Origin of the sequence: Citrobacter sp. CK206 (assembly GCF_030333125.1) — a bacterium.
Classification (GTDB): Bacteria; Pseudomonadota; Gammaproteobacteria; order Enterobacterales; family Enterobacteriaceae; genus Citrobacter_B; species Citrobacter_B koseri.
Window position 1 is genome coordinate 433288 of the sequence record NZ_JAOWGM010000029.1, and the last position, 25802, is coordinate 459089.

Genomic DNA, 25802 nt, shown 5'->3' on the forward strand with positions numbered 1-25802 from the left:
TCCCGCATAAATCATTTCGGTAAACAAAATCTCTCTGTCAGACTGCACAAATTGTTATCAATGTTAATGAAAATCGAATAATTAGTTATAAGGGGAGATTGAGATTATGCGCGTCATCACTCTGGCGGGAAGCCCACGCTTTCCCTCTCGTTCCAGTGCGTTACTGGAATATTCCCGGGAAAAACTGAACAGTCTGGATGTCGAAGTCAGCCACTGGAATTTGCATAACTTTGACCCCGAAGACTTGCTATATGCGCGTTTCGACAGCCCGGCGTTAAAAACATTTATTGAACAATTGCAGGATGCAGACGGGCTGATCGTCGCAACACCGGTTTATAAAGCCGCCTATTCCGGGGCGTTAAAAACGCTGCTCGACCTGCTTCCTGAACGAGCGCTGGAAGGCAAAGCCGTATTACCGCTGGCAACCGGCGGTACTGTCGCCCATTTACTGGCCGTTGACTACGCGCTCAAGCCGGTGCTGAGCGCGCTGAAAGCACAAGAGATCCTGCACGGCGTGTTTGCCGACGATTCCCAGGTGATTGATTACCAGCATAAACCGCAGTTCACCCCTAATTTACAACATCGCCTTGACAGCGCGCTTGAAACATTCTGGCAAGCGTTGCACCGCCGCGATGTGCCGGTTCCCGTCATTCATTCACCACGAGGCGTTGCCCATGTTTAAATTTTTCAGACATCGTCCTCAATGGCTGGCGCTGGCCGGATTACTCTCGCTTTCGGCCTGGTCACACGCGGCAGAGTCAGCGCCTGACGCACTGCGCATCGGCTATCAGAAAGGCAGCATCAGTATGGTGCTGGCGAAAAGCCACCAACTGCTGGAGAAGCGTTACCCGCAAACCAAAATCTCCTGGGTTGAGTTCCCGGCAGGCCCGCAAATGCTGGAGGCATTGAATGTCGGCAGTATCGATCTCGGCAGTACCGGCGATATTCCCCCTATTTTTGCGCAGGCTGCCGGAGCGGACCTGGTTTATGTTGGCGTTGAGCCTCCCAAACCAAAAGCCGAGGTCATTCTCGTCCCTGAAAACAGTCCGATTAAAACCGTCGCGGATCTGAAAGGACACAAAGTCGCCTTCCAGAAAGGTTCCAGTTCGCACAATCTGCTGTTGCGCGCACTGCAACAGGCCGGACTTAAATTTACCGATATCCAGGCCACATACTTGACGCCAGCAGACGCCCGCGCCGCGTTCCAGCAAGGGAATGTCGATGCGTGGGCAATCTGGGACCCTTACTATTCCGCTGCGCTGTTGCAGGGTGGCGTTCGCGTCCTGAAAGACGGGACCGACCTGAAACAAACCGGTTCGTTCTATCTGGCGGCGCGCCCTTATGCCGAAAAGAACGGCAGCTTCATTCAGGGCGTTCTGGACACCTTCAGCCAGGCCGATGCGTTAACGATAAGCCAGCGTGAACAGAGTATCACCCTGCTGGCAAAAACGATGGGATTGCCTGAACCGGTGATTGCCACCTATCTGGATCATCGCCCGCCAACCACCATTACGCCGGTGAGCGCCTCTGTCGCTACCTTGCAGCAGCAAACCGCCGATCTGTTTTACGACAACCGTCTGGTGCCGAAAAAAATCGATATTCGCCAGCGTATCTGGCAGCCCACTCAACAAGAAGGAGCAAAATTATGAGCCTGAATATGTTCTGGTTTTTACCTACCCACGGTGACGGGCATTATCTGGGAACCGAAGCAGGCTCGCGCCCGGTCGATCACGGTTACCTGCAACAAATCGCGCAAACGGCGGACCGCCTGGGCTTTACAGGCGTATTGATCCCAACCGGGCGTTCCTGCGAAGACGCCTGGCTGGTTGCCGCCTCAATGATTCCGGTCACACAGCGACTGAAATTCCTGGTCGCCCTGCGCCCAAGCGTCACGTCGCCAACGGTTGCCGCCCGTCAGGCCGCAACGCTGGACAGACTCTCCAATGGCCGCGCGCTGTTTAATCTGGTTACCGGTAGCGATCCGCAGGAGCTGGCCGGTGACGGCGTCTTCCTTGACCACACCGAACGCTATGAAGCCTCATCCGAGTTTACGCAGGTATGGCGACGCCTGCTGCAAGGCGAGACGGTGGACTTCAACGGTAAACATATTCATGTTCGTGGCGCAAAATTGTTCTTCCCTGCCATTCAGCAACCGTATCCACCGCTCTATTTTGGCGGTTCATCGGATGTCGCACAGGATCTCGCCGCTGAGCAGGTCGATCTCTATCTCACCTGGGGCGAACCGCCTGCGCAGGTAAAAGAGAAAATTGAACAGGTACGCGCCAAAGCAGCGGCTCGCGGGCGTAAAATCCGTTTCGGCATCCGCCTGCACGTTATTGTGCGTGAAACCAATGAAGAGGCCTGGCGTGCGGCCGAGCGCCTGATTGCTCACCTGGATGACGATACGATCGCCAAAGCGCAAGCCGCATTCGCCAGAACGGATTCTGTCGGTCAGCACCGGATGGCCGCGCTGCATAACGGTAAGCGTGATCAACTGGAGATCAGCCCTAACTTGTGGGCTGGCGTCGGGCTGGTGCGCGGCGGCGCGGGAACCGCCCTGGTGGGTGATGGCCCGACCGTCGCCGCACGTATTAATGAGTACGCGGCGCTGGGTATCGACAGTTTTGTGCTCTCCGGTTATCCGCATCTGGAAGAGGCCTACAACGTGGGCGAACTGCTGTTCCCGCATCTGGACGTCGCCATCCCGGAAATTCCGCAGCCGCAGCCTCTGCACCAGCAAGGCGAAGCGGTTGCCAATGAATTTATCCCCCGTAAAGCCGCGCAGAGTTAAGGAGTACGCCAATGGCAACGCCCACAAACAAATGGTTATTGCGCGTTGCCCCCTGGTTTTTACCGGTGGGCATCGTGGCGGTCTGGCAAATAGCCTCTTCGATGGGCTGGTTGTCAACCCGCATACTCCCCTCTCCCGAAGGGGTGATCGCGGCATTCTGGACACTCTCCGCCAGCGGCGAACTCTGGCAGCATCTGGCCATTAGTTCGTGGCGCGCTTTCATCGGCTTTTCAATTGGCGGTTCTATCGGGCTGACGCTGGGGCTGATCAGCGGTTTGTCGCGGTGGGGAGAACGTCTGCTGGATACTTCAGTACAAATGCTGCGTAACGTGCCGCACCTGGCGCTGATCCCGCTGGTGATTTTATGGTTCGGGATTGATGAAAGCGCGAAGATTTTTCTCGTGGCGCTGGGAACGCTGTTTCCGATTTATATCAATACCTGGCATGGGATTCGTAATATCGATCGGGGTCTGGTGGAGATGGCTCGCAGCTATGGCTTATCCGGCTTCCCGCTGTTTGTGCATGTGATCCTCCCCGGCGCCCTGCCCTCTATTATGGTTGGCGTCCGTTTTGCGCTCGGGTTGATGTGGCTGACGCTGATTGTGGCGGAAACCATTTCGGCGAACGCCGGGATCGGCTATCTGGCGATGAACGCCAGGGAATTCCTGCAAACGGACATCGTCGTGGTCGCGATTATTTTGTATGCCCTGCTCGGTAAACTCGCCGACGTCAGCGCGCAGCTGTTAGAGCGCGTCTGGCTGCGCTGGAATCCTGCTTATTACACGAAAGAGGCAACCGTATGAATACCGCTCGTCTTAATCAGGGAACGCCGCTACTGCTCAACGCGGTAACCAAACAATATGCTGACAACACGGTGCTGAACCAGTTGGATCTGCATATTCCCGCCGGGCAATTTGTGGCGGTGGTTGGACGCAGCGGTGGCGGGAAAAGTACGCTGCTGCGTCTGCTGGCCGGTCTGGAATCCCCTACAGCTGGCGAATTGCTTGCCGGAACAACGCCGCTGGCCGAGATCCAGGACGACACGCGTATGATGTTCCAGGATGCGCGCCTGCTGCCGTGGAAGTCGGTGATCGATAATGTTGGATTGGGTCTGAAAGGCGGCTGGCGGGATGCGGCGCGTCAGGCGCTGGCGGCGGTCGGTCTCGAAAACCGGGCGGCGGAGTGGCCTGCGGCGCTGTCCGGCGGGCAGAAACAGCGTGTCGCGCTGGCCCGCGCGCTGATCCACCGGCCTGGATTATTGCTGCTGGATGAACCTCTCGGCGCGCTGGATGCCCTGACCCGGCTGGAAATGCAGGATTTGATCGTCTCGTTATGGCAAGAACACGGTTTTACAGTGCTGCTGGTCACGCATGACGTCAGCGAGGCCGTGGCGATGGCCGATCGGGTTCTGTTGATCGAGGACGGGAAAATTGGTCTGGACTTGACGGTGGATATCGCAAGGCCGCGCCGCCTGGGGACGGTACGTTTAGCGGAACTGGAAGCGGAAGTGTTGGGTCGGGTGATGCAACGTGGCGAAAATGAGGCTCTGCTACGCAAGCACGGTTAAAAAATGCCGGATGGCGCTGTTGCTTATCCGGCCTACACGTAAATGGTAGGCCGGACGCATCCGGCAATATTATCAGGCTAACGCTTTAGTAACCTTCTCGAACAGATCGCCAGAGAGGTTTTCCAGCCCTTTCAGTTGCTCCAGCGCGGCGCGCATTTTTTCCTGGCGCTTCGCATCGTAACGTTTCAGACGAATCAGCGGTTCAATCAGGCGTGATGCCACCTGTGGGTTACGGCTGTTGAGGTCCGTCAGCATTTCGACCAGGAACTGATAGCCGCTGCCGTCTTCAGCATGAAACGCCGCCGGATTGCTCCCGGCAAATGCGCCAATCAACGAACGAATACGGTTCGGGTTGCTCATACTGAAAGAGCGATGCTTCAGGAGGCCACGCACCGTTTCCAGCACGTTATCCGCCGGGCTGGTGGATTGCAGGATAAACCATTTATCCATGACCAGTCCGTCCTGATGCCACTTATCATCATACTCCTGCATCAACGCGTCACGGCACGGCAATTGCGCCGCGACCGCCGCCGACAGCGCCGCCAGTGCATCGGTCATATTATTGGCTTCATGGTACTGCTTACTCACCAGCGTATCCGCCAGGTGGGTTTCACCAAAGGCCAGGAAGCGCAGGCAGGCATTGCGTAGCGTACGCTTGCCAATGTCGGCGTGTTCAACGCGGTACTCATCAAGATGATTCGCGTTATAGATTGCCAGGAACTCGTCTGCCAGTTCCGCCGCCAGCGTGCGAGTCAACGCTTCGCGGACTTCGGCAATCGCCAGCGGATCGATGATCTCGAACAGTTCCGCAATCTCATTCACCGAAGGCAACGTCAGAATTTCCGCCGCCAGCGCCGGATCGATTTTCTCATCCAGCAGAACCGCCCGGAAGGCATCCGCCACATGTACCGGCAGCGACAGCGGCTGCCCCTGCTGGTGGCGCGCAACGTTCAGCTTAATATACGTCGCCAACAGGCTTTGCGCCGCGTCCCAACGTGAGAAGTCATTGCGCGAATGACGCATCAGGAACGTCAGTTGTTGATCGCTCCATTTGTACTCCAGTTTCACCGGCGCGGAGAATTCGCACAGTAGTGCTGGCACAGGCTGGAAATACACATTGTCAAAGACAAAGGTTTGCTCCGCCTGGGTTACATTCAACACGGAATTGACCGGATGACCGCCCTTCTGCAACGGAATAACGTTGCCTTCGTTGTCGTACAGCTCAATCGCGAACGGAATATGCAGCGCTTGCTTTTCTGCCTGATCCGCCGTCGCAGGCGTACGCTGACTAATGGTCAACGTGTACTGTTCCGTTTCCGGGTTATAGTCGTCCCGTACGCTGACAACCGGCGTGCCGGACTGGCTGTACCAGCGGCGGAAGTGAGACAAATCGACATTCGACGCATCCTCCATCGCCTGCACAAAGTCATCACAGGTAGCGGCGCTGCCGTCATGACGCTCAAAATAAAGCTGCATCCCTTTCTGGAAATTCGTTTCGCCCAGCAGCGTGTGGATCATGCGAATCACTTCCGCGCCCTTCTCGTAGACGGTCAGGGTGTAGAAGTTGTTCATCTCAATGACCTTATCCGGGCGGATAGGATGCGCCATTGGGCTGGCGTCCTCAGCAAATTGCAGACCGCGCATGGTGCGCACGTTGCTGATGCGGTTCACCGCGCGGGAGCCGAGATCGGAACTAAATTCCTGGTCGCGGAAAACGGTCAGGCCTTCTTTCAGACTCAACTGGAACCAGTCGCGACAGGTAACGCGGTTACCCGTCCAGTTGTGGAAATATTCGTGACCAATAACACGCTCAATGTCGAGATAATCTTTGTCGGTCGCCGTATCGGTGCGGGCCAGCACATATTTGGAGTTAAAGACGTTCAAACCTTTATTCTCCATCGCGCCCATATTGAAGAAGTCCACCGCCACGATCATGTAGATGTCGAGGTCATACTCCAGGCCGAAACGCTCTTCATCCCATTTCATGGAGTTTTTCAGCGAAGTCATCGCCCACGGCGCACGGTCCAGATTGCCGCGATCAACGTACAGTTCCAGCGCCACCTCCCGGCCAGAACGCGTGATGAAGGTATCGCGCAGTACATCGAAATCACCCGCCACCAGCGCAAACAGGTAACAGGGTTTCGGGAACGGGTCCTGCCACTGCACCCAGTGACGGCCATTATCCAGTTCACCCTGCGCAATACGGTTGCCGTTGGAAAGCAGGAACGGATATCTGGATTTATCGGCAATGATTTTGGTGGTAAAACGCGCCAGCACATCCGGGCGGTCAAGATACCAGGTTATGTGGCGGAAACCTTCCGCTTCACACTGCGTACACAGCGCGTCGCCTGACTGGTACAGGCCTTCCAGCGCCGTGTTCGCCGCCGGGCTGATCTCATTCACAATGCGCAGAGTAAAGCGCTCGGGCAGGCTGCCGATCACCAGCTCGCCCTCTTCTTCTTTGTAGTCAGTCCACGGCGCATCGTTTACATGGAGGGATACCAGTCGCAGATCTTCACCGCTCAGGCGAAGGGGCGCGTCAGATGCGCCATGACGGACAGCCTGACTCAGTGCTGTAACGACGGTTTTCTCAGCATCCAGGTCAAAGGTCAAATCAATGTCAGTAATCTGGTAATCCGGGGCACGGTAGTCGTGACGGTATTTGGCTTGTGGCTGTTGTGTCATAAAAAACCTTTAGCATCTTTTGTAGAGTCCCGACTCCAGTCTATTCCTGTTGTCGAAATCGCGCTATGCAGAATGTTCATCTTTTCAGACACAAACACTCTTTTTGCTACATTTTTATAACATAAAGGCGTCACGTTTAAAATCACGGAGGCCGTTCAGGCCCCCACCAGCCAAATGAAAACGTCACATCGCCAGTACAATGAGAACCACAGGCTTAAATCTCAAAACTTGATTTATGACCAAGCCTCATTTCAAAGGCATTTCTTAGCGTAGTCGTTACCTTTTCAAAATCGTGTAACTTTTCAGTGTCATTAAAACAGGCCTGCGCGGTGCCATTTGACAGCGTCTTGATGGCCTCGTTTATGTTACTGGACGACAAATTGAAATATACTCCACGCCCTTCCGGGTTCTTAGGATTAAAGTTACCGTGGGCCAGTTGCCAGTACCTGAATAAATACTGCGTTAAACATAATGGCTCTCTGAACCTTTTACTTGATGATTTTTTCAACAACTCCTCTTCGGCCTGCCATATCTCAGTGAATGTACTTTTCAGGAATGGCTGCGGAAGATGCTTACCGTAGAAGCCTTCAAAATAACTTGCACGACGGTTCATAAAATTTTTCAACAGACCTTTTTTATAACGTAAGCTATAGTATTTACGTCTGTTTTCTTTGATTATTGTCTTTTTATTAATATGCGTATTTAAGACACTGACATTAAGAAATTCTGATGACCTCATTATGATCTCGTCTTTATTTTTAGGTGATTGTTTTTTTATGATGAGGAAGTCATTAGGATAGCCATTATCAAAATAAAAATCTTCCCGCAAAGGAGAGGTAATGAACGTATCGTCATTAAATAAAACAAATTTATTACTGAGATCTTTTATCCGATGAAGATTTAGCTCTATCGTATTAGAGTTGAACGTTGGTAAATATTCAGACGGAATAAACTCATCATGAAAGACAATATTTAATTTTTCATGTTCTACATTGATCCATGACGGAATTTGTCCACAGGTAACCAAATGTACTTTTCTTACCCATGGCGCATATTTTTCGACACATCTGAACCAATATTTAAAGATACCCATATCCCTGAACCGCGCAGGGTGGACGGCTCTCTCACCGTGGCTACCTTTTCCTTTGAACTCAGTAAACTTTTCTTGCCAGGCTACATCGGTTGAATCAACCCATAAAACAACAAAATCAATATCACTCATCGTTTTTATCTCAAATAATCATTGCGCTCATAAAATATAACAAGTCCGAAAGGCTATTTTTAACCCCATCAAGGCAAAGGCAAACAAGATGAGCACGGTTAAATTGCCTGACGATGAACCCGCCGGAGCGGTGAGTCGCGCATAAATAATCAGGTAATAAAAGCATCAGCCGGGCACGTTTTCATACCCTTTAAGCCTTTGAGAATAAAGATTCAATATTGATAAGCCCAGGTAATAGAGGGTTTTCCTGGGTTCGAACAGGCTCTGCGATACTTTATCGCGAAAATGATACATGACGGATTCAGATGAAATCAAGGACAGAAGTCATAGAATCGCCCTGTTATCCGGTAATGCAGAATGATTTTTGAAGAAAAAACAAACGATGAGATGATTCTTACGCGTCGATATTTCACGATCTGATCAATTTGATTATTGGGGGCGGGATGAACATTGTCTCCACCAGCCCCTCAGGGCGCGGCATCGGGGGCTAACAGTGATTAAATTCAAAGAGTTAATAGCATACGTTCTACATTTTCATAACACGCGGCACGAAATGCACTCGACCGCAAAGACAGCTTATGTTGTGATCGGGGTTCAATAAATCGCTAAACAAGGTATACTCCAGCGGTTTTCTTAGTTGTTTATTGTACTAAACGCTCCCGTGAGAGGATGCTACTGCGCACCTATGACACAATTCGCTTCTCCTGTTCTGCACTCGTTGCTGGATACAGACGCTTATAAGTTGCATATGCAGCAAGCCGTTTTTCACCACTACTATGATGTGCATGTAGCGGCTGAATTTCGTTGCCGTGGTGACGACCTGCTCGGTATTTACGCCGACGCTATTCGCGAGCAGGTGAATGCAATGCAACACCTGCAACTTCAGGAGGACGAGTTCCAGTGGCTCTCCGGCCTGCCCTTCTTTAAAGCTGATTATCTCAACTGGTTACGTGACTTCCGCTATAACCCGGAACAGGTCTGCGTGACCAACGATAACGGGAAGCTAAACATCCGCTTAACCGGTCCGTGGCGCGAAGTCATCATGTGGGAAGTCCCGCTGTTGGCGGTGATCAGCGAACTGGTGCACCGTTACCGCTCGCCGGAAATGGGTGTGGCGCAGGCGCTTGATGCGCTGGAAAGTAAACTCGTCGATTTCTCTGCATTAACCGCCGATCTCGATATGTCCCGCTTCCATCTGATGGATTTCGGCACCCGTCGCCGTTTCTCTCGCGAAGTGCAGCAGGCCATCGTCAAACGCCTTCAGCAGGAACCGTGGTTTGTCGGCACCAGTAACTACGATCTCGCCCGTCGGCTGTCGCTTACGCCTATGGGCACACAGGCGCATGAATGGTTCCAGGCGCATCAGCAAATCAGCCCGGATCTGGCGACCAGCCAGCGCGCAGCTCTCGCCGCCTGGCTGAATGAATACCCTAACCAGCTCGGTATCGCGCTGACGGACTGCATCACGATGGACGCTTTCTTACGCGACTTCGGCACCGAATTTGCCACGCGTTATCAGGGCTTACGCCACGATTCTGGCGATCCGGTTGAATGGGGTGAAAAAGCCATCGCCCATTACCAGAAGCTGGGCATTGACCCGCTGAGTAAGACGCTGGTCTTCTCAGATAACCTCGATCTGAAGAAAGCAGTCGATCTCTATCGTCACTTCTCTTCACGCGTGCAGTTGAGCTTTGGTATTGGCACCCGTCTGACCTGCGATATCCCGCAGGTGAAGCCGCTCAATATTGTCATCAAGCTGGTGGAATGTAACGGCAAACCGGTCGCCAAATTGTCAGACAGCCCGGGGAAAACAATCTGTCATGACAAAGCTTTTGTGCGTGCATTACGTAAAGCTTTTGACCTTCCTCATATAAAGAAAGCCAGTTAATCATTGTTGGCCGGATAACGCGCTTGCGCCGCTATCCGGTCGACAGAAAGCGCGTCTTATCGCGACTTTGCTTCCCTTTTCATGTTTATTTCCGAAATCTTTCGCTCCAGCTGCGAATTCTGCTTGTCTGATTGCAGATGCCAGGTAACATAGGTATCCCCCCAAGCAGGGTGGACAAGTGTTTATTTTTTCCGACTATTAACAGAGAGAATATTATGAGCGTTGTGCCTGTAGCCGACGTACTCCAGGGCCGCGTAGCCGTTGACAGCGAAGTCACCGTGCGCGGATGGGTGCGTACCCGCCGAGATTCAAAAGCTGGCATCTCCTTCCTCGCCGTTTATGACGGTTCCTGCTTTGATCCTGTACAGGCTGTCATTAATAATTCTCTGCCCAATTACAATGAAGACGTATTGCGCCTGACAACCGGCTGCTCGGTTATCGTCACGGGTAAAGTCGTTGCGTCTCCAGGACAAGGGCAAAGTTTTGAAATTCAGGCCACCACGGTTGAAGTAACCGGTTGGGTTGAAGATCCTGATACCTATCCGATGGCGGCGAAACGCCACAGTATCGAATATCTGCGTGAAGTCGCGCACCTGCGTCCGCGCACCAATATGATTGGCGCAGTCGCGCGCGTGCGCCATACGCTGGCGCAAGCGCTGCACCGTTTCTTTGACGAGCAGGGTTTCTTCTGGGTTTCGACGCCGCTGATTACCGCCTCCGATACCGAAGGCGCGGGTGAAATGTTCCGTGTATCAACATTGGATCTGGAAAACCTGCCGCGTAACGACCAGGGCAAAGTCGATTTTGATAAAGACTTCTTTGGTAAAGAATCTTTCCTGACCGTATCCGGCCAGTTGAACGGCGAAACCTATGCGTGCGCCCTGTCCAAAATCTATACCTTTGGCCCTACATTCCGTGCAGAAAACTCCAACACCAGCCGCCACCTGGCTGAGTTCTGGATGCTGGAGCCGGAAGTCGCCTTTGCCAACCTGAATGACGTAGCTGGCCTTGCCGAAGCGATGCTGAAATACGTCTTCAAAGCCGTACTGGATGAACGCGCGGATGATATGAAATTCTTCGCCGAGCGTGTCGATAAAGATGCGATTTCTCGTCTGGAACATTTTATTGATGCAGACTTTGCCCAGGTTGATTACACCGATGCGGTCACAATTCTGGAAAACTGCGGTAGGAAATTCGAAAACCCGGTTTACTGGGGTGTGGATCTCTCCTCTGAGCACGAACGCTATCTGGCAGAAGAGCACTTTAAAGCGCCAGTGGTAGTGAAAAACTACCCGAAAGACATTAAAGCGTTTTATATGCGCCTTAACGAAGACGGTAAAACCGTGGCGGCAATGGATGTTCTGGCGCCGGGCATTGGTGAAATCATTGGGGGTTCCCAGCGTGAAGAGCGTCTGGACGTACTGGATGCCCGTATGGCGGAAATGGGCCTGAATAAAGAAGATTACTGGTGGTATCGCGATCTGCGCCGCTACGGTACTGTTCCGCATTCAGGTTTCGGTCTCGGCTTCGAGCGTCTGATCGCTTATGTCACCGGCGTGCAAAACGTTCGTGATGTGATTCCGTTCCCGCGTACTCCACGTAACGCCAGTTTCTGATTTTAAAAGGCCAGCTTTGCTGGCCTTTTTCTCTCTCAGAATGTCAAGTTTTATGGATAAGAAGTAAACAAATCTAAAAACAAGCCCCTCAGCTCCCCCTTCCTGTTACCTGATATTTCATTGCAACATCTCAGTACAAAAAATAATCCCTCCGATCATTGCGGATTAGTTTTTCCTCACCTGATAGCATAATTTTTAATCAATCGCACGGCATTCCAGACGTCTGAAAAAAGTTATCAATCACACCCGTGTTCAATCACATTTGCAGTAAGTGCTATGTTTAGAAAAATTAAACATAAGGAAATCATATAAATAGAAATAAAAATGGGAAATGGTGGCTGAAATTGGCCCGAAATTTGAAGTCGTTCACAAAGCGCCAAAAATAAAACATTTAGTTACACATTTTTTCTTTTTGAAACCAATTCTTTATCTTTGTAGCACTTTCACGGTAGCGAAACGGTGGTTTGAATGGAAAGATGCTTGTCAGACACATAAAGACACCAAACTCTCATCAATAGTTCCGTAAATTTTTATTGACAGAATTTATTGGCGGCAGTGGCAGGTGTCATATAAAAACCAATGAGGGTAATAAATAATGATGAAGCGTAATATCCTGGCAGTGGTAATCCCTGCCCTGCTGGCAGCTGGCGCCGCAAACGCAGCCGAAGTGTATAACAAAGATGGCAATAAACTGGACCTCTACGGTAAAGCGGTAGGTCTGCACTACTTCTCTAAAGACAACGGCAAAAACAGCTACGGCGGTGATGGCGACCAGACCTATGCACGTCTGGGTTTTAAAGGTGAAACCCAGATCAACGATCAACTGACCGGTTACGGCCAGTGGGAATACCAGTTCAGCGGTAACAGATCCGAAGGTGGTTCTGACTCTCAGAAAGGCAACAAAACCCGTCTGGCATTCGCGGGTCTGAAACTCGGCGATGCGGGTTCTCTGGACTACGGTCGTAACTACGGTATCGTTTACGATGCACTGGGCTACACCGATATGCTGCCAGAATTTGGTGGTGACACCGCATACAGCGATAACTTCTTCGTTGGCCGTGTTGGCGGTGTGGCAACCTACCGTAACTCCAACTTCTTCGGTCTGGTTGACGGCCTGAACTTCGGCGTTCAGTATCTGGGCAAAAACGAGCGCGCAAGCAACTATGTTGTTAACGCAGACGATTCCAGTAACTTCAGCGACGTACAGCGCTCTAACGGCGACGGCTGGGGTGCATCTCTGAGCTATGAATTCGAAGGCTTTGGTATCGTTGGTGCTTACGGTGCCGCTGACCGCACCAACGCTCAGCAAGATTCTCGCCTTGCTGGTCGTGGTAAAACCGCTGAGCAGTGGGCTACTGGTCTGAAATACGACGCCAACAATATCTACCTGGCAGCCAACTACGGTGAAACCCGTAACGCCACGGCTATCGACGGCGGCTTCGCCAACAAAACTCAGGACATCCTGTTAGTTGCTCAGTATCAGTTCGACTTCGGTCTGCGTCCGTCCATCGCTTACACCAAGTCCAAAGCCAAAAACGTTGAAGGCGTGGGTAGCGAAGATCTGGTCAACTACGTAGAAGTTGGCGCGACTTACTACTTCAACAAAAACATGTCCACCTATGTTGACTACATCATCAACCAGATTGATTCTGACAACAAACTGGGCGTAGGCTCTGACGACACGGTTGCTGTAGGTATCGTTTACCAGTTCTAATCAGCAGACCTCTTTGTTAAATGCCTAAAAAACAGGACTTCGGTCCTGTTTTTTTATGTCTGCCAGCAAAATCTGGCGTCTTAAAAAAACACTCAGGCTTTTTGTCACTAACAGTTGGCATTTTGTAAATCTGCCGTTAACCTGATTACGGATTTCCCTTCTGTAACCACAATGGAACCTCGTCATGTTTGAGAACATTACCGCCGCCCCTGCCGACCCTATTCTGGGCCTGGCCGATCTGTTTCGTGTCGATGACCGTCCCGGAAAAATTAACCTTGGTATCGGTGTCTATAAAGATGAGACAGGCAAAACGCCGGTGTTAACCAGCGTTAAAAAAGCCGAGCAGTATTTACTGGAAAATGAAACCACCAAAAACTATCTCGGTATTGATGGTATTCCAGAATTCGGCCGTTGCACGCAGGAATTACTGTTTGGCAAAGGTAGCGCGCTGATCAATGACAAACGCGCTCGCACCGCGCAAACGCCAGGCGGTACTGGCGCGCTCCGTGTTGCCGCGGACTTCCTGGCAAAAAATACGGCGGTAAAACGCGTGTGGGTAAGTAATCCAAGCTGGCCAAACCATAAGGGCGTGTTTAATTCCGCCGGTCTGGAAGTGTGCGAATACGCTTATTACGATGCAGAAAACCACGCGCTTGATTTCGATGCCTTGCTGGCAAGCCTCAATAACGCGCAGGCTGGTGACGTCGTTCTGTTCCATGGCTGCTGCCATAACCCAACCGGTATCGATCCGACGCTGGAACAGTGGCAAACGCTGGCTCAGCTTTCTGTCGAAAAAGGCTGGCTGCCGCTGTTTGACTTCGCCTATCAGGGTTTTGCTCGCGGTCTGGAAGAGGACGCGGAAGGTCTGCGTGCGTTCGCAGCGTTGCATAAAGAGCTGATCGTCGCCAGTTCCTACTCTAAAAACTTTGGCCTGTATAACGAGCGTGTCGGTGCCTGTACGCTGGTTGCCGCAGATGCAGAAACCGTTGACCGCGCATTCAGCCAGATGAAATCCGCCATTCGCGCCAACTACTCTAACCCTCCGGCACACGGCGCATCCGTTGTAGCGACTATCCTGAGCAACGATGCCCTGCGTGCTATCTGGGAACAGGAACTGACCGATATGCGCCAGCGTATTCAGCGCATGCGTCTGTTGTTCGTCAATACGTTGCAGGAAAAAGGCGCAAATCGCGATTTCAGCTTTATCACCAAACAGAATGGCATGTTCTCATTCAGCGGCCTGACGAAAGAGCAGGTACTGCGTCTGCGTGAAGAGTTTGGCGTATATGCGGTGGCTTCTGGTCGCGTCAACGTGGCTGGAATGACGCCGGATAACATGGCTCCGCTGTGCGAAGCCATTGTCGCCGTACTGTAAGTATCATAGCGCCAGGTAGTGCCTGGCGCTTACCCGGCCTACAGTGGTTTCCCATTGCAGGCCGGACAGAATTTACCAGACCGGCATTTCATCTTGCAGGAACGGGTTATGCAGCCGCTCATGGCCAAGCGTCGACATCGGCCCATGACCCGAAATAAACGTCACATCATCGCCCAACGGCAATAATTTACGCTTGATCGAATCAATCAGCTGAGCGTGATCGCCACGCGGGAAATCGCTGCGCCCAACGCCGCCTTTGAAGATCACGTCACCGGAAATCAGTAGCCGTGAAGACTCATCAAAGAAGACGATATGGCCCGGCGTATGCCCAGGACAATGCAACACCTGTAAAGTCACATTCCCTACGCTAATACGATCTCCCTCATTCAGCCAACGGTCAGGCGTCAGCGGCTGACACTCTTCCAGACCAAACATGCGACTTTGCGCCGGTAAACCCTGTAGCCAGAACTCATCTTCTTTTTCCGGGCCGATCACTGGCACGCCATAATGCTTTGCCAGTTCCGCCGCCGCGCCAACATGATCGAGATGACCGTGCGTAAGCAGGATCTGCATCAACGTCACGCCGCTGGCGTCCACTTCCTGTTTGATGGTCTGTGCGTCGCCGCCGGGATCGACCAGCGCGGCCAGACGGGTTTGCTCACACCAGATCAATGAACAGTTCTGGGAGAATGCGGTGACCGGAATAATACGATAGTTCATACTGCTCCTGTTTCGTTAAGTCTGCGGATCACCAGTGCCGTGCCGGCCCGGTGTCAATATGCACAAAGTTACTGCGTGGGTAGTATCCTACACCACCTGCGCGCATAGATAACGCAGCTTTGCGAATATTACTTAATGAAACGCCTTCAATATGGAAATCCATCGCCTGCCCTTTCGTGTGGTAGCTTTTTTTCGCCACTCCACGACTGTGCGCACGCAGTTCGTTATTGGTATCCAATGAGCGGTAACCCGAGATGAGCTGTACGGGCTTACGGGTGCCTAAAAGGCCTTGCAGGCGGAAGAGCTGGTCGAACAATCCTGGGTCAATGGCTTTCACTTTATTCGCGCGAAAATCACGGAAAAAATGGTTTAGTTTTGCTAATTCATCCTGAATATAGGCTCTTCCGTCGAAAAACTCCGCTTTAATTGACTCTCCGGTATGGAGGTTGTTCAGTGTCAAAATACGCGGACGTGGGGTGGAGAGTGTGGCAAATGCTGGCGTAGGCAAGATGGCGGCGCCGAGAGCAACGCCACCAAACGCCAGCAACTTGCGGCGATTAGCGTCAAATTTGTCCATGATAATCAGGTCTACAGGTAAATGTTTTCGTTAATATGCACTTCTGGCGCACGAGGGGCACCTTAACTGGCAAAAAAGCCGACGTCAAGGTGGCCCATCCCCAGCAACGGCGGGGCTTGCAGCGAATCAGCCCTGCCGATGACCAATATTACGACAACAGATTTATCAGAACTTCTTCATTTACCTGATTAATTGTTCTGCTTTTGACACAATTTGTGCGCTGGATCGCGCAGTCAGATCATAATTGTAAATATCTGTACGATACTGAGTGCGTCCGTCTGCTCCCACAAACGCCGTCAGGTAATACAGATTCACCGGAATATTCTGGCGGATGTTGACGTACCGGGTATCACCTTGCTTCAGCGCATCCGAAATCCGCGTATCGTTCCAGCCTGCATCCTGAAGCAGCATATTTGCCAGCTCAGAGGCCTTATTCACACGCACGCAGCCGGAGCTGAGCGCTCGCGTATCTTTCTGGAACAGATTGTGATTCGGCGTATCGTGCAGATAAATCGCGTCTGAACTTGGCATATTAAATTTGTAACGCCCCAGCGAGTTGTGCGCGCCCGGCGCCTGCTGGAAGCGGAACGGCAGATTCGATGGCGTAATGGTCGACCAGTCCACCTGCCACGGGTTAATCGTCTCTTTGCTGTTCCAGCCGCGCATAACGGTATAACCGTGGCGTTCCAGATACCCTGGATCATTCCAGACTTTGGGCAGAATATCTTTTCGGGCCAGTGTTGGCGGCACATTCCAGGGCGGATTCACCACCACGTTATTAAGCGCGCTGCTCATCATTGGAGTTTTCCGATCGGGGCGGCCAACAATCACCCGGGAAGCCAACACCTGGTTGCCGTTCTGGTAATAAACCAGCGAATAGGCCGGAATATTGACCATAATGCCCGTTGATAATTCTCCTGGCAGTAAACGCAAACGCTGAATATTCAGCGCCAGTACCCCTGCACGTTGCGCAGGCGTCACATTCAACCATTCGCGCGTCGCCGGGCCGACAGCGCCATCCGCTCCCAGTCCTTGCCAGGTCTGAAAACGTTTCACCGCATCAACAAGCTCACGATCATAAGCCGCACGGACTGCCGGAGCGGGTTGGCTGCGCTGAGTGGATTGCCGGGCAACAGGTTTCACGGCGGCAGACTCCACCGCAACGGCGGAAGGGCTGACAACCACATCGGCCGCCACGTCATCCCCCGGGAGCGCTATCTTAGGCCCGCCTTCCAGCATACCGGTACGCTGTAAAATCTCACGCAGCGCAGGCACATCATTGCTCCACTGACCAGGACGCAACGTCGCGGTACTGGTCAACTGCGGCCAGGGACGAGCGTCGCTAACCAGCTTTTTCAGTGAATCATGCAGCGCGGCGTATTGCGGATGCTGTGGCGCAAGGCTGGCGACAAACGTCGTCAGTTGACCGTTGTCCAGCGCAATCTGCCACTGGTTGATCACCGAAAGCGGCGGTGTTGCCAGCGCATAAGGTTTGTCGCTGTACAGCCAGCGCGTCCCTTTTACGGGAATATTGGCGATGAAATGGAGATAGCCCATCATGGCGTCGGATAAAACAGCATCTCGCGCCAGACCGGTGACTGACGGGTCGGTCAGCAGCGCGACCCAAGTGGTAAATTGCGGCTGGAACCCGGCGATGGCCACTTCCGCCAGCTGCTGCTGAAACGCTTTCACCGCATCGCGATTTTCCCACATTGGTTGCATATCGCGGGCGGCATACAGCAGTTCCAGTTGATTCAGATAAACCGGCGTATAACCAGAAGGAAGTTGCGATTGTAATTCAGCCCGGGCTTTCTCCGCAGAGATCCCCTCCGGCAGCGGCTGAATCCCCGCCATTACCGCTGTCGCAGGCGATTGCGCTTGCGGCTGTGACAACGCGGTAGGCTGTTCGCTGACGGTCGCTGAGCTGTCGCCAGGAATCATTTCAGGCTCATCGGCCTGCACACTGAACAGTGGAGCAAATGTTACGGCCAGGCATAAACTGATTGCCGACAGCCGACGACTACAAATTTTGTTAAGCAACATCCCTTGCCCCCTGTTTCTTTATCATACTTTGAATAGCCAGGTTGCCCGCTCACATTGGGTAAAAACCTGAAAACGCCAATACCTTCTGAAGTATGACGAGCAAGCCTGCTTACTCGTCAGGCTTACCTTCAGTATATAAACATCAAAAAGGTTTTGCCTAACCTAATGTAAAGAAGTTTAAAGAAAAAGCACCTGGTGTAAGGTGCTTTTCAGACTTCTATTGATCGATTTTATGATGAAAAAAGACGGCGCGAAGGCCGTCTTCATCTTACTTACCCGGCGGCCTGCGACGAGGCATCTTCGGTGCCAGTGCCAGGTAGGGTCTCCGGCAGTTGTGGAGCGAAGCCACGCAGTCCGACCACATGAACGTGTTCGGTATTGTGGAAAACCTTACGCACCAGCTTATAGGTAGTGCCTTTCTCAGGGCTGATGTTTTCCGGCGCAGCGATGATAAGCTGCATTTGCAGACGTTCGCACAGTTCGAACAGCGTCGCGATGGAACGCGCATCCAGACGCGCAGCCTCATCAAGGAACAGCAGGCGGCATGGGGAGATATCTTTTCCGCGCAAGCGGCGGCCTTCGTCTTCCCAGCTTTGTACTACCATCACCAGAATGGACATCCCGGTACCAATCGCTTCACCGGTAGACAGCGCGCCGGACTCCGCACGCAACCAGCCGTCTGAACCACGGTTGACCTCGACTTCCATCTCCAGATAGTTACGGTAATCCAGCAGCTCCTCGCCAATGGTCTGCGGCGTACGCTGCCCCATATCAATCTGCGGATTCAGGCGCTGATACAGCTTCGCCAGCGCTTCAGAGAAGGTCAGGCGGTTGCTGTTAAACAGATCCTGATGTTGCTCATGCTGTTCGGAAAGAACATCCAGCAAGGTCGCATGCGTTTCCCGCACGTTAACGTTGAGACGCACGCTGTTCACCTGACCGAATGAGACGTTTTGCAGCCCCTGGTTCAGCATACGAATACGGTTTTGTTCGCGCTGAATCGTCTTACGAATAATGTTCGCCACGCTGCGCGAGCTGATCGCCAACTTCTGTTCGCGGGAGGTTAGCTCTTCCGTCAGGCGACTCAACTCAATTTCCATCTGTTCGATGGCCTCAACCGGGTCATCGGTACGGATGATATCCTGGCGAATACGCTCCCGCAGATGCTGGTAAACCGCCACGAAGAACTGGATCTTACGTTCCGGTCGTTTTGGATCTTCCGACATACGTAATACATCACGCAGGTGTTCATTATCCGCCACCGCCAGACGCAACGCACCCAACGCCTTATCCGACATGGAGCGAAGTTCATCTGCCGACAGATAAGCCAACTCGCGACGATGCAGACGGCGCTCTACCCCGTTATCTTTCACCATCCGCATCACCGCGCACCACCCGGCTTTCGCGGTGACCACCTGCTCGCGCATTTCATGATAATCGCGTTCCAGCTTGCGCAGTCTACGGGTCAGGTTATCCATTTCTGCTTCACAGAAGGTCAGCGCTTTTTCCAGCTGGTTACGACGTGAGCGGTTATTGCTCAGTTGCGTATGCAGTTCGTCACGGCGGATACGCGCGCGCTCTTCCGAACCGCTGTCGGCGCGCACGCCGATATCCTGCAATTCACGTTGCAGGTCGCCCAGCAGCTCTTTCTTGGTGTCATACGAGCTTTTCAGTGAGGCCAGAACCTGATTGTACTGGCTGAGTTGCGCGGCATGACCGCGTAACGCTTCACGGGCACGGGTACGCTCGGCTTCCGCCTGTTCCAGACGCTGGCGCAGTTTTTCGTTCAGATCGCTGTTGCCGCTCAGCATTTCGGCCGAGTCGGAATAGCTGAAGTGCGCCCGACGCTGTACGACCTCGGTCAGCGCAAAAGCCTGCTGACGCGCATCCCGCTGCGTTTGCTGGGAGTATGCGTAATCTTCTTTCAGTTGCTCAAACTGTTCGGGATCGTTTTGCAGAACCGAGACGATCGGCTCCAGTTTGGCTAACTGATTACCGTGTTGCTGTATAAAACGCGCCGCTTCCTGCGCATCATCCAGACGTTCCTGAATTTCATCTACGCGGTCAGCCAGCGTGTCGTCCGCCAGCAGGTTCAGGCGCGGCAGTAAGCGGTTCAGATCGGAGACGCCCTCTTTCGCCTGTTCAAACTGAATACGCTGCTGCTGGTTGTCGTTTTCATGCGTAGCCAGCGCGCGTTCCAGTTCAACGCGACGGCCATTCAATTGGCGAATTTCCGCTTCCGGGTCGGCCTCAAACGCGACCGCCAGATGGCTGCCGATAAAACGACTGAACGCCTGATGCAGACGCTGAGTTTTCTGCACGTCGAAGGACAACGTCGCAAAGCGTTCAGACAGCCCTTCTCGCTCAGCATGCAGACTTTCAATACGGTTTTCACGCGCGGCGCGACCAAAGATCGGCACCGTCGGGAAACGGGAATAACGCCACTGACGCTCGGCGGTTTTCACCACCACCGCGTTTTCCAGCTCATCAACGCTGAAGACGCTGTCATCGAACGACTGCGGGTCCCCTTCGATGAAATAGAGATCTTCCGGGCAATCCGTCAGCCCTTCAAGCTGTTCGGCGATCAGCGACAGATCCGGCACCACGATAGCATGACGGGACGGGCCGTACAGCGCGGAGAAGTACGGCGCGTCTTCGAAGCTGACGTCATCATAGATTTCCGACAGCAGTACGCCGCCAAAACGCTCCGCCAGCGCGTTCAGACGCGAGTCTTCCGAGCCGCCCGGCTGGCTTAAGCGTTCAATCTCTTCATCAACCGCATTCTTACGCGCGCCAACTTCGTCGCGCTCTACAATCGCTTCACGCTCGCGCTCCAGCAACTGTTGCAGATACTCGGTTACATCCTGGCTGGAGGTAAACTCTTCGCCGCTCTGTTCGCACAGCTGATTCAGACTGTTTTGCGCCGCCAGCCAGATCGGGGCGCGCTGCATTAAGTGCTGAATGCGGGACTGGAGTTGCTCCTGCTCCTGACGCAGCGTCATACGCTGTTCATGGGCGTTAGAAACGCTATCCGACAGGGCGGCGATGCGGGCTTCCAGCTCCTGGTGCAGCGCTTCCAGCTCATCAATGTCGAAATGTTTGCCCTGACGTTTACAGAATTCCGCCAGCAGGCGTTCAGCTTCCTGCTGTTCGCGCAAGCGCTGTTCCAGCTCACTCAGACGCATACGCAGCGGCTGAACCTGCTCCGCCAGGTGACGCTGTTCCACACCTTCGCGCAGCAGGTCGCGCGCCACACTCCAGGCTTCATTACGCGCCAGCGGGCCATTAATGGCGGCCACCAACTGATATGCCTGTTCAAACTGACTGTGCGCGGTTTGCGCCACGCTCATTTTCTGTTCCAGCGAAAGCAGTTTTTCCGTTGCTTCCTGCTCTTTCGCCTGGAACGTTTCCAGCCATTCTGCGGCGCTGTCCGCCGTCAGGTCAGGCAGATGACAAAGCGCTTTGGCGCGGTCGAGCGCCTGGATCGCCTGGTTGTACTGAATCGCGCGCGTCTGCTGCACATCCAGCGCCTGCTGATAGTCCGCCAGTTGGCTTTTCAGTTCATCCACTTCCAGCTCGGCGGCTTCCGCACGGGCTTCGTTCTCTTCCTGCATGTCGGCGGCTTCGGCCACCACTTCATTTTGCTCTTCGAGACGAATTTGCAGCTCATCGAGATCCGCTTCGTAGCGCTCGATCTTCTCCTGCTGGCGCAGCGCGGTCTGCACCAGGTTCAGGTGGTCGCTGGCGGCCTGGTAATCCGCTTCCAGATCCCCTTCCGCACCGTTGTGCTCGCCCAGTTCACGCGCCATGTCGACGTGTTTGTACTGTTCCGCCGCCAGTTGCTTACGCGATGTGTACAGCTCGCGACGAAACTCCAGCGCTTTATCCAGATGAACCCGGCGTTCGTTGGCGTGGCGCATGTAGTCCGCCGCCACGTAGTTAGTGGCTTCGCTAATCAAATGCTTGAACAGGTCACGATCCGACTGGGTTACGCGGATCGCTTCCAGCGTCATACGGTTTTCACGCAGCGCGGCTTCCATATCCTGGAACGCTTTACGCACGCCGCTATTTTCCGGCAGCAGGTAGTCACGCAGGGAACGGGTAATCGCGCTGGAGATCCCGCCGTACAGCGAGGCTTCAATCAGACGATAGAACTTGCTGCGATCGGACGCAGAACGCAGACGGCGGGCAATGATGCCCAGATCGAACATCAGCGAGTGATAATCGGTGATCGAGTTAAACTGCTTAAACTGCACGCCTTCCATCGCATCGAGCTTCTCTTTCAGCTCCGCGAGGGTCAACACGCGCGCCTGGCGCTCGTTCAGCGTTTCCGTCACCAGCTGCGTCGGCTGCACCGACATCGGCAAGCCCTGAATGGCAAACGGTTTGATATCAACTTTGCGATCGCGTCCGGCGACCTGCTGCAAACGTACGCCCACCACAACACGCTGATGGCGGGAATTGAGGACGTCGAGCATGGAATAACAGACGCCCGCTTTTAGCTTACCGTGCAGGCCTTTATCGCGCGATCCGCTGGTGGCCCCGGCTTCCGTGGTGTTACGGAAATGCAGTAAGGTTAAGTCCGGGATCAGCGCCGTGACGAACGCCGCCATCGTGGTGGATTTACCGGCGCCGTTCCCGCCGGACAGCGTGGTGACCAGCTCATCGAGGTCAAAGGTGCGGGCAAAAAAGCCGTTCCAGTTAATCAGCGTTAGTGAGCGAAATTTACCGCGTTCAATCATTATTCTTCCTCTCCACTGTCCGGCTGATTCTCTTCGGTCTCATCGTTGAGTTGCAGGTGATTTTCAACCGGCATGGCTTCCCCATCGCGGATTAAGCGACGCTGCGCTTCACGCGGATCGTCACCGGTACGCACATCCGCGCCAAAGCGGAACACCGATTCCGTGATGCGGAATTTGCTGCTGTCATGGCCCATAAACCACACCATCCCTAAGCGACGCAGACGGTTTAACGACGAGCGCACCTTCTCCTGTAGTTTCTGACGATCCACGTCAGACCCCGTTGAGCGGTTGTTGACCAGTTTCAGCAATTTGGCTTCGTCTGTCAGGGCGAGCAGCTCATCGTACAGTTCCTGCTGGGTAAAAATCCCCTCATTTGCCAACCGCTCCGGGCTGAGATAGAGGTAACAGAGGATTTTACCCACCATCATGTCCAGTTCAGACAAGACGGAGCGCGGGATAATCGTCGTGGAACGCGGGCGCAGGTAGAAAAAACCCTCCGGCGCGCGAATCAGTTCGACGTTATAGCGACTGTAAAACTCTTCCAGATACTCCTGGAAATCCATCAGGAAGGCATGATTATCCAGCTCATCCAGACCGATATGTCTGCCGGAGCGTAATGCGCTATCCAGCGCCGGAAATAACGGGTTTGCCAGCGCCTGCGCCAGCTTAACCGGCATCACTTGTTCAATATTTGTCAATGACATGCGCCTGTACCTTGGCTCCGTAATCATTAATCGGCTGCCATTTGGCTGGCAGTCCGGTGAAGTCTGCTTGCGCTACGCCAAGACGTACCGCCTGATCGATAACAATACGCGCCACGTCGAAGTGACGCGCTCGTGGGTATTGCGCCAGATATTCGCGCACTACCAGGCCGAGATCCAGTGGGGCTTGTCTGGATTTATAGATAGCCAGCTGTTCTTCGATGATCGCCGCCAGTTGTTCGCGGATCTCGTTAAATTCTTCATATTCCAGGTCCGGCGGCAGTTCGCCGGTCACCTCTTCATCGCGCAGCGCCATCTCTTCATCGCGCATATCCAGCAGACGATCGGCGTTGGCATAGGTCAGCGCCCACGGCTCATCAAAATAGCTCTGGATGGACTGGCGCAGTCGCTGGGCAAAGACGCGGTTTTTATCCATATCAATCGCGGTACGGATAAATTTGTGTACGTGTCGGTCATAGCCAATCCACAGGTCGATGGATTGCTGACCCCAGCTAATAATGCGGTCGAGTTTGCTTTGCAGATCGAACACCAGACGATCCACAAAATGCAGGTCGTCATGCGCCATCGTGGCGTCCTGGATGCGTAACAGATTGGCCTGTAATTTATCGCCAGCCGCTTCGAGCGTATCCTGCAACTCACGCAGCGTGCCGGATGTTTCAGAAAGCAGCAGTTCGCAACTCGAAATCGCCGCGCGCCAGTCTTTGTTCAGCAACTGCGCAATGTCGTCTTTTACCTGCTGCTGCTGCTCATCCATGATGCGCTGGGTCAGGTCGATGCTGTCGAAAATTTCCGCGACCGAATATTTCAGCGGCGCATAAACGTTGCGATGCCAGTGAAATTCGTCGCCGCCCTCATCTGCCGCATCCGCCGCCCGCTTCAGTTCACCCGCGACAATGGATAGCTGCATGGAAAGGCGCAACGTGGAAAACTCACGCTGGCGGATATAGTAATCGGTAATGCCAATCCCGAGCGGCGTCAGGCGATAAATGGCGTTGCCTTCCGCTTGCTCGCTGGTAAAGCGGTTCAGCAGACGTTGACGTACCATATCGTTGATCGCGTTGTTGGCGCGCACGCCGATGGTTTCGCTGGTTTGCTCAAACGCATCACTGACATGGCGGAACGCATCCACCAGTTCGCCTTCACTCATCTCCCCGTCCAGGCGCTCGCCATTCAGCGTGGCTACCGCCAGCAGGAACGAAAGTCGGTCTACCGGCAGAGAGATGGAAAAGTCATTTTTTCTGGCCCAGGCAACCAGTTCGGGGACTGTCTGGGAAAATTCACTCATAAGTTATCCTTGCATCTGCGGTTTGCGCGCGGTGACATGAATGTAGCGGCCAAGGCTAATATACGGCTCCTGGCGGCAATAACGCGTTTCTAATTCAACTAACATCTCATAGCAGTCACGCTGTTGATGCTTCTCACGCAGATAATCATGAAATACGCGTACGCCGGTCTTACCGGTAATCTGCCAGCCAATATCTTCCAGCCACTGATAAACCTGCTCGGGTTTACGTGGATAGTCTGGCGAAAGCGTACGCTTTTTGCGTTTTGGCATCCCCACCTGCACATAGTCAAAGTTCCCTGCCACCATGTTATGCATCAACAGGCCGTTAGCATTGTAGAACATTAACGACAGTGCTCCGCCGGGGCGCAAAACTGACCAAAGCGTCTCTAACACGCCGACCGGTTCCGCCACCCACTCCAGCACAGCATGAAACAATATCAGATCAGCGGAGGTTTCCAAATGCGAAGCGACATCCTGAACGGCGCATTGTATAAAATGCATGTTTCCGCTCACACCTTTTGCTTCTGCCGCCTGCTGCGCACGCGCGATCATCTCGCCGGACAGATCGCACAATGTAACCTGATGCCCACGCTCCGCCATTTTGATGGCCGTTTGCCCCTCTCCGCCGCCAGCATCCAGGATGTGCAGTTTTCGCTCGCCGAATTCCGCCAGCAACCGATCAAGATCCTGCCACAGAATCGCCTGTCGCAGCTGTCCTTTGGTGGTTCCGTAGATGTTACGGGAAAACTTTTCAGCAATGTCATCAAAATTGCGGTCCCGCATCGGACTCTCCACAGGCTGGCTCAGGTGTGCTTTTAAAAAGAAGCTATTTTGTCATAGTCGCGGCGATATTTA

Annotated in this window: 18 protein-coding genes; 9 read left to right on the top strand and 9 right to left on the bottom strand. The window is 53.3% G+C overall.

Features of this window, described 5'->3' with window-relative positions; all coding sequences use genetic code 11:
- The first annotated feature begins 106 nt into the window (after positions 1 to 106).
- From ssuE to ssuB, 5 genes are read left to right on the top strand one after another with little or no spacing between them, the layout of a single operon-like run.
- Positions 107 to 682 carry an NADPH-dependent FMN reductase gene (ssuE, locus tag OGX81_RS17055; protein ID WP_012132980.1) on the top strand — a complete coding sequence of 192 codons (576 nt, stop codon included), beginning with the start codon at positions 107 to 109 and terminating at the stop codon, positions 680 to 682.
- The gene (locus OGX81_RS17060) at positions 675 to 1649 is read left to right on the top strand and encodes a sulfonate ABC transporter substrate-binding protein (protein ID WP_012132981.1); all 975 of its coding nucleotides are present in this window, start codon (positions 675 to 677) and stop codon (positions 1647 to 1649) included. The genes ssuE and OGX81_RS17060 overlap by 8 nt, the downstream gene beginning before the upstream one ends.
- Entirely contained in the window at positions 1646 to 2791 is a 1146-nt protein-coding gene (gene ssuD, locus OGX81_RS17065) for an FMNH2-dependent alkanesulfonate monooxygenase (protein ID WP_104868831.1), read from the top strand. Before OGX81_RS17060 ends, ssuD begins: the two co-directional genes overlap by 4 nt.
- An 11-nt stretch (positions 2792 to 2802) precedes the next feature.
- Positions 2803 to 3594, top strand: coding sequence for an aliphatic sulfonate ABC transporter permease SsuC (gene ssuC, locus OGX81_RS17070; RefSeq protein ID WP_012132983.1), 792 nt, complete (start codon positions 2803 to 2805; stop codon positions 3592 to 3594).
- Complete coding sequence (gene ssuB, locus OGX81_RS17075) at positions 3591 to 4358, top strand: aliphatic sulfonates ABC transporter ATP-binding protein (RefSeq protein ID WP_104868832.1); 768 nt, start codon at positions 3591 to 3593, stop codon at positions 4356 to 4358. Before ssuC ends, ssuB begins: the two co-directional genes overlap by 4 nt.
- A 72-nt stretch (positions 4359 to 4430) precedes the next feature.
- On the opposite strand, the gene pepN is transcribed toward ssuB, so the two are convergent.
- Positions 4431 to 7043, bottom strand: coding sequence for an aminopeptidase N (gene pepN / locus OGX81_RS17080; protein WP_104868833.1), 2613 nt, complete (start codon positions 7041 to 7043; stop codon positions 4431 to 4433).
- A 214-nt stretch (positions 7044 to 7257) separates the two neighbouring features.
- Positions 7258 to 8265 (bottom strand): stealth family protein, encoded by a 1008-nt coding sequence (locus OGX81_RS17085; RefSeq protein WP_012132987.1) that lies wholly within the window; start codon positions 8263 to 8265, stop codon positions 7258 to 7260.
- A 685-nt stretch (positions 8266 to 8950) separates the two neighbouring features.
- Between OGX81_RS17085 and pncB the strand changes: the two genes are divergently transcribed.
- The 4 genes from pncB (at position 8951) to aspC (ending at position 14858) form a co-directional block, all read left to right on the top strand.
- Positions 8951 to 10153 (top strand): nicotinate phosphoribosyltransferase, encoded by a 1203-nt coding sequence (gene pncB, locus OGX81_RS17090; RefSeq protein ID WP_071258278.1) that lies wholly within the window; start codon positions 8951 to 8953, stop codon positions 10151 to 10153.
- 215 nt (positions 10154 to 10368) lie between these two features.
- The gene (gene asnS / locus OGX81_RS17095; RefSeq protein ID WP_104868834.1) at positions 10369 to 11769 is read left to right on the top strand and encodes an asparagine--tRNA ligase; all 1401 of its coding nucleotides are present in this window, start codon (positions 10369 to 10371) and stop codon (positions 11767 to 11769) included.
- 595 nt (positions 11770 to 12364) lie between these two features.
- A complete protein-coding gene (gene ompF / locus OGX81_RS17100; protein ID WP_047457749.1) occupies positions 12365 to 13483 on the top strand; it encodes a porin OmpF in 1119 nt (372 codons plus the stop codon).
- Between the two features lie 184 nt (positions 13484 to 13667).
- A complete protein-coding gene (aspC, locus tag OGX81_RS17105; RefSeq protein ID WP_104868835.1) occupies positions 13668 to 14858 on the top strand; it encodes an aspartate transaminase in 1191 nt (396 codons plus the stop codon).
- 72 nt (positions 14859 to 14930) lie between these two features.
- Here the strand turns inward: aspC and OGX81_RS17110 are convergent, their stop codons facing one another.
- The 7 genes from OGX81_RS17110 to cmoM form a co-directional block, all read right to left on the bottom strand.
- Positions 14931 to 15578, bottom strand: a complete 648-nt coding sequence (locus tag OGX81_RS17110) for an MBL fold metallo-hydrolase (protein ID WP_012132997.1) — start codon at positions 15576 to 15578, stop codon at positions 14931 to 14933.
- Positions 15579 to 15606: 28 nt separating this feature from the next.
- Positions 15607 to 16155, bottom strand: a complete 549-nt coding sequence (gene mepK, locus OGX81_RS17115) for a peptidoglycan L,D-endopeptidase MepK (RefSeq protein ID WP_012132998.1) — start codon at positions 16153 to 16155, stop codon at positions 15607 to 15609.
- 180 nt (positions 16156 to 16335) lie between these two features.
- Positions 16336 to 18198, bottom strand: coding sequence for a L,D-transpeptidase (gene ldtD, locus OGX81_RS17120; protein ID WP_104868836.1), 1863 nt, complete (start codon positions 18196 to 18198; stop codon positions 16336 to 16338).
- A gap of 272 nt (positions 18199 to 18470) precedes the next feature.
- A complete protein-coding gene (mukB, locus tag OGX81_RS17125; protein ID WP_104868837.1) occupies positions 18471 to 22940 on the bottom strand; it encodes a chromosome partition protein MukB in 4470 nt (1489 codons plus the stop codon).
- Positions 22940 to 23644 carry a chromosome partition protein MukE gene (gene mukE, locus OGX81_RS17130; protein ID WP_024130476.1) on the bottom strand — a complete coding sequence of 235 codons (705 nt, stop codon included), beginning with the start codon at positions 23642 to 23644 and terminating at the stop codon, positions 22940 to 22942. Before mukE ends, mukB begins: the two co-directional genes overlap by 1 nt.
- The gene (gene mukF / locus OGX81_RS17135) at positions 23625 to 24947 is read right to left on the bottom strand and encodes a chromosome partition protein MukF (RefSeq protein ID WP_058668967.1); all 1323 of its coding nucleotides are present in this window, start codon (positions 24945 to 24947) and stop codon (positions 23625 to 23627) included. Before mukF ends, mukE begins: the two co-directional genes overlap by 20 nt.
- A 3-nt stretch (positions 24948 to 24950) precedes the next feature.
- Positions 24951 to 25730 (bottom strand): tRNA uridine 5-oxyacetic acid(34) methyltransferase CmoM, encoded by a 780-nt coding sequence (gene cmoM, locus OGX81_RS17140; protein WP_047457764.1) that lies wholly within the window; start codon positions 25728 to 25730, stop codon positions 24951 to 24953.
- Positions 25731 to 25802: the final 72 nt, after the last annotated feature.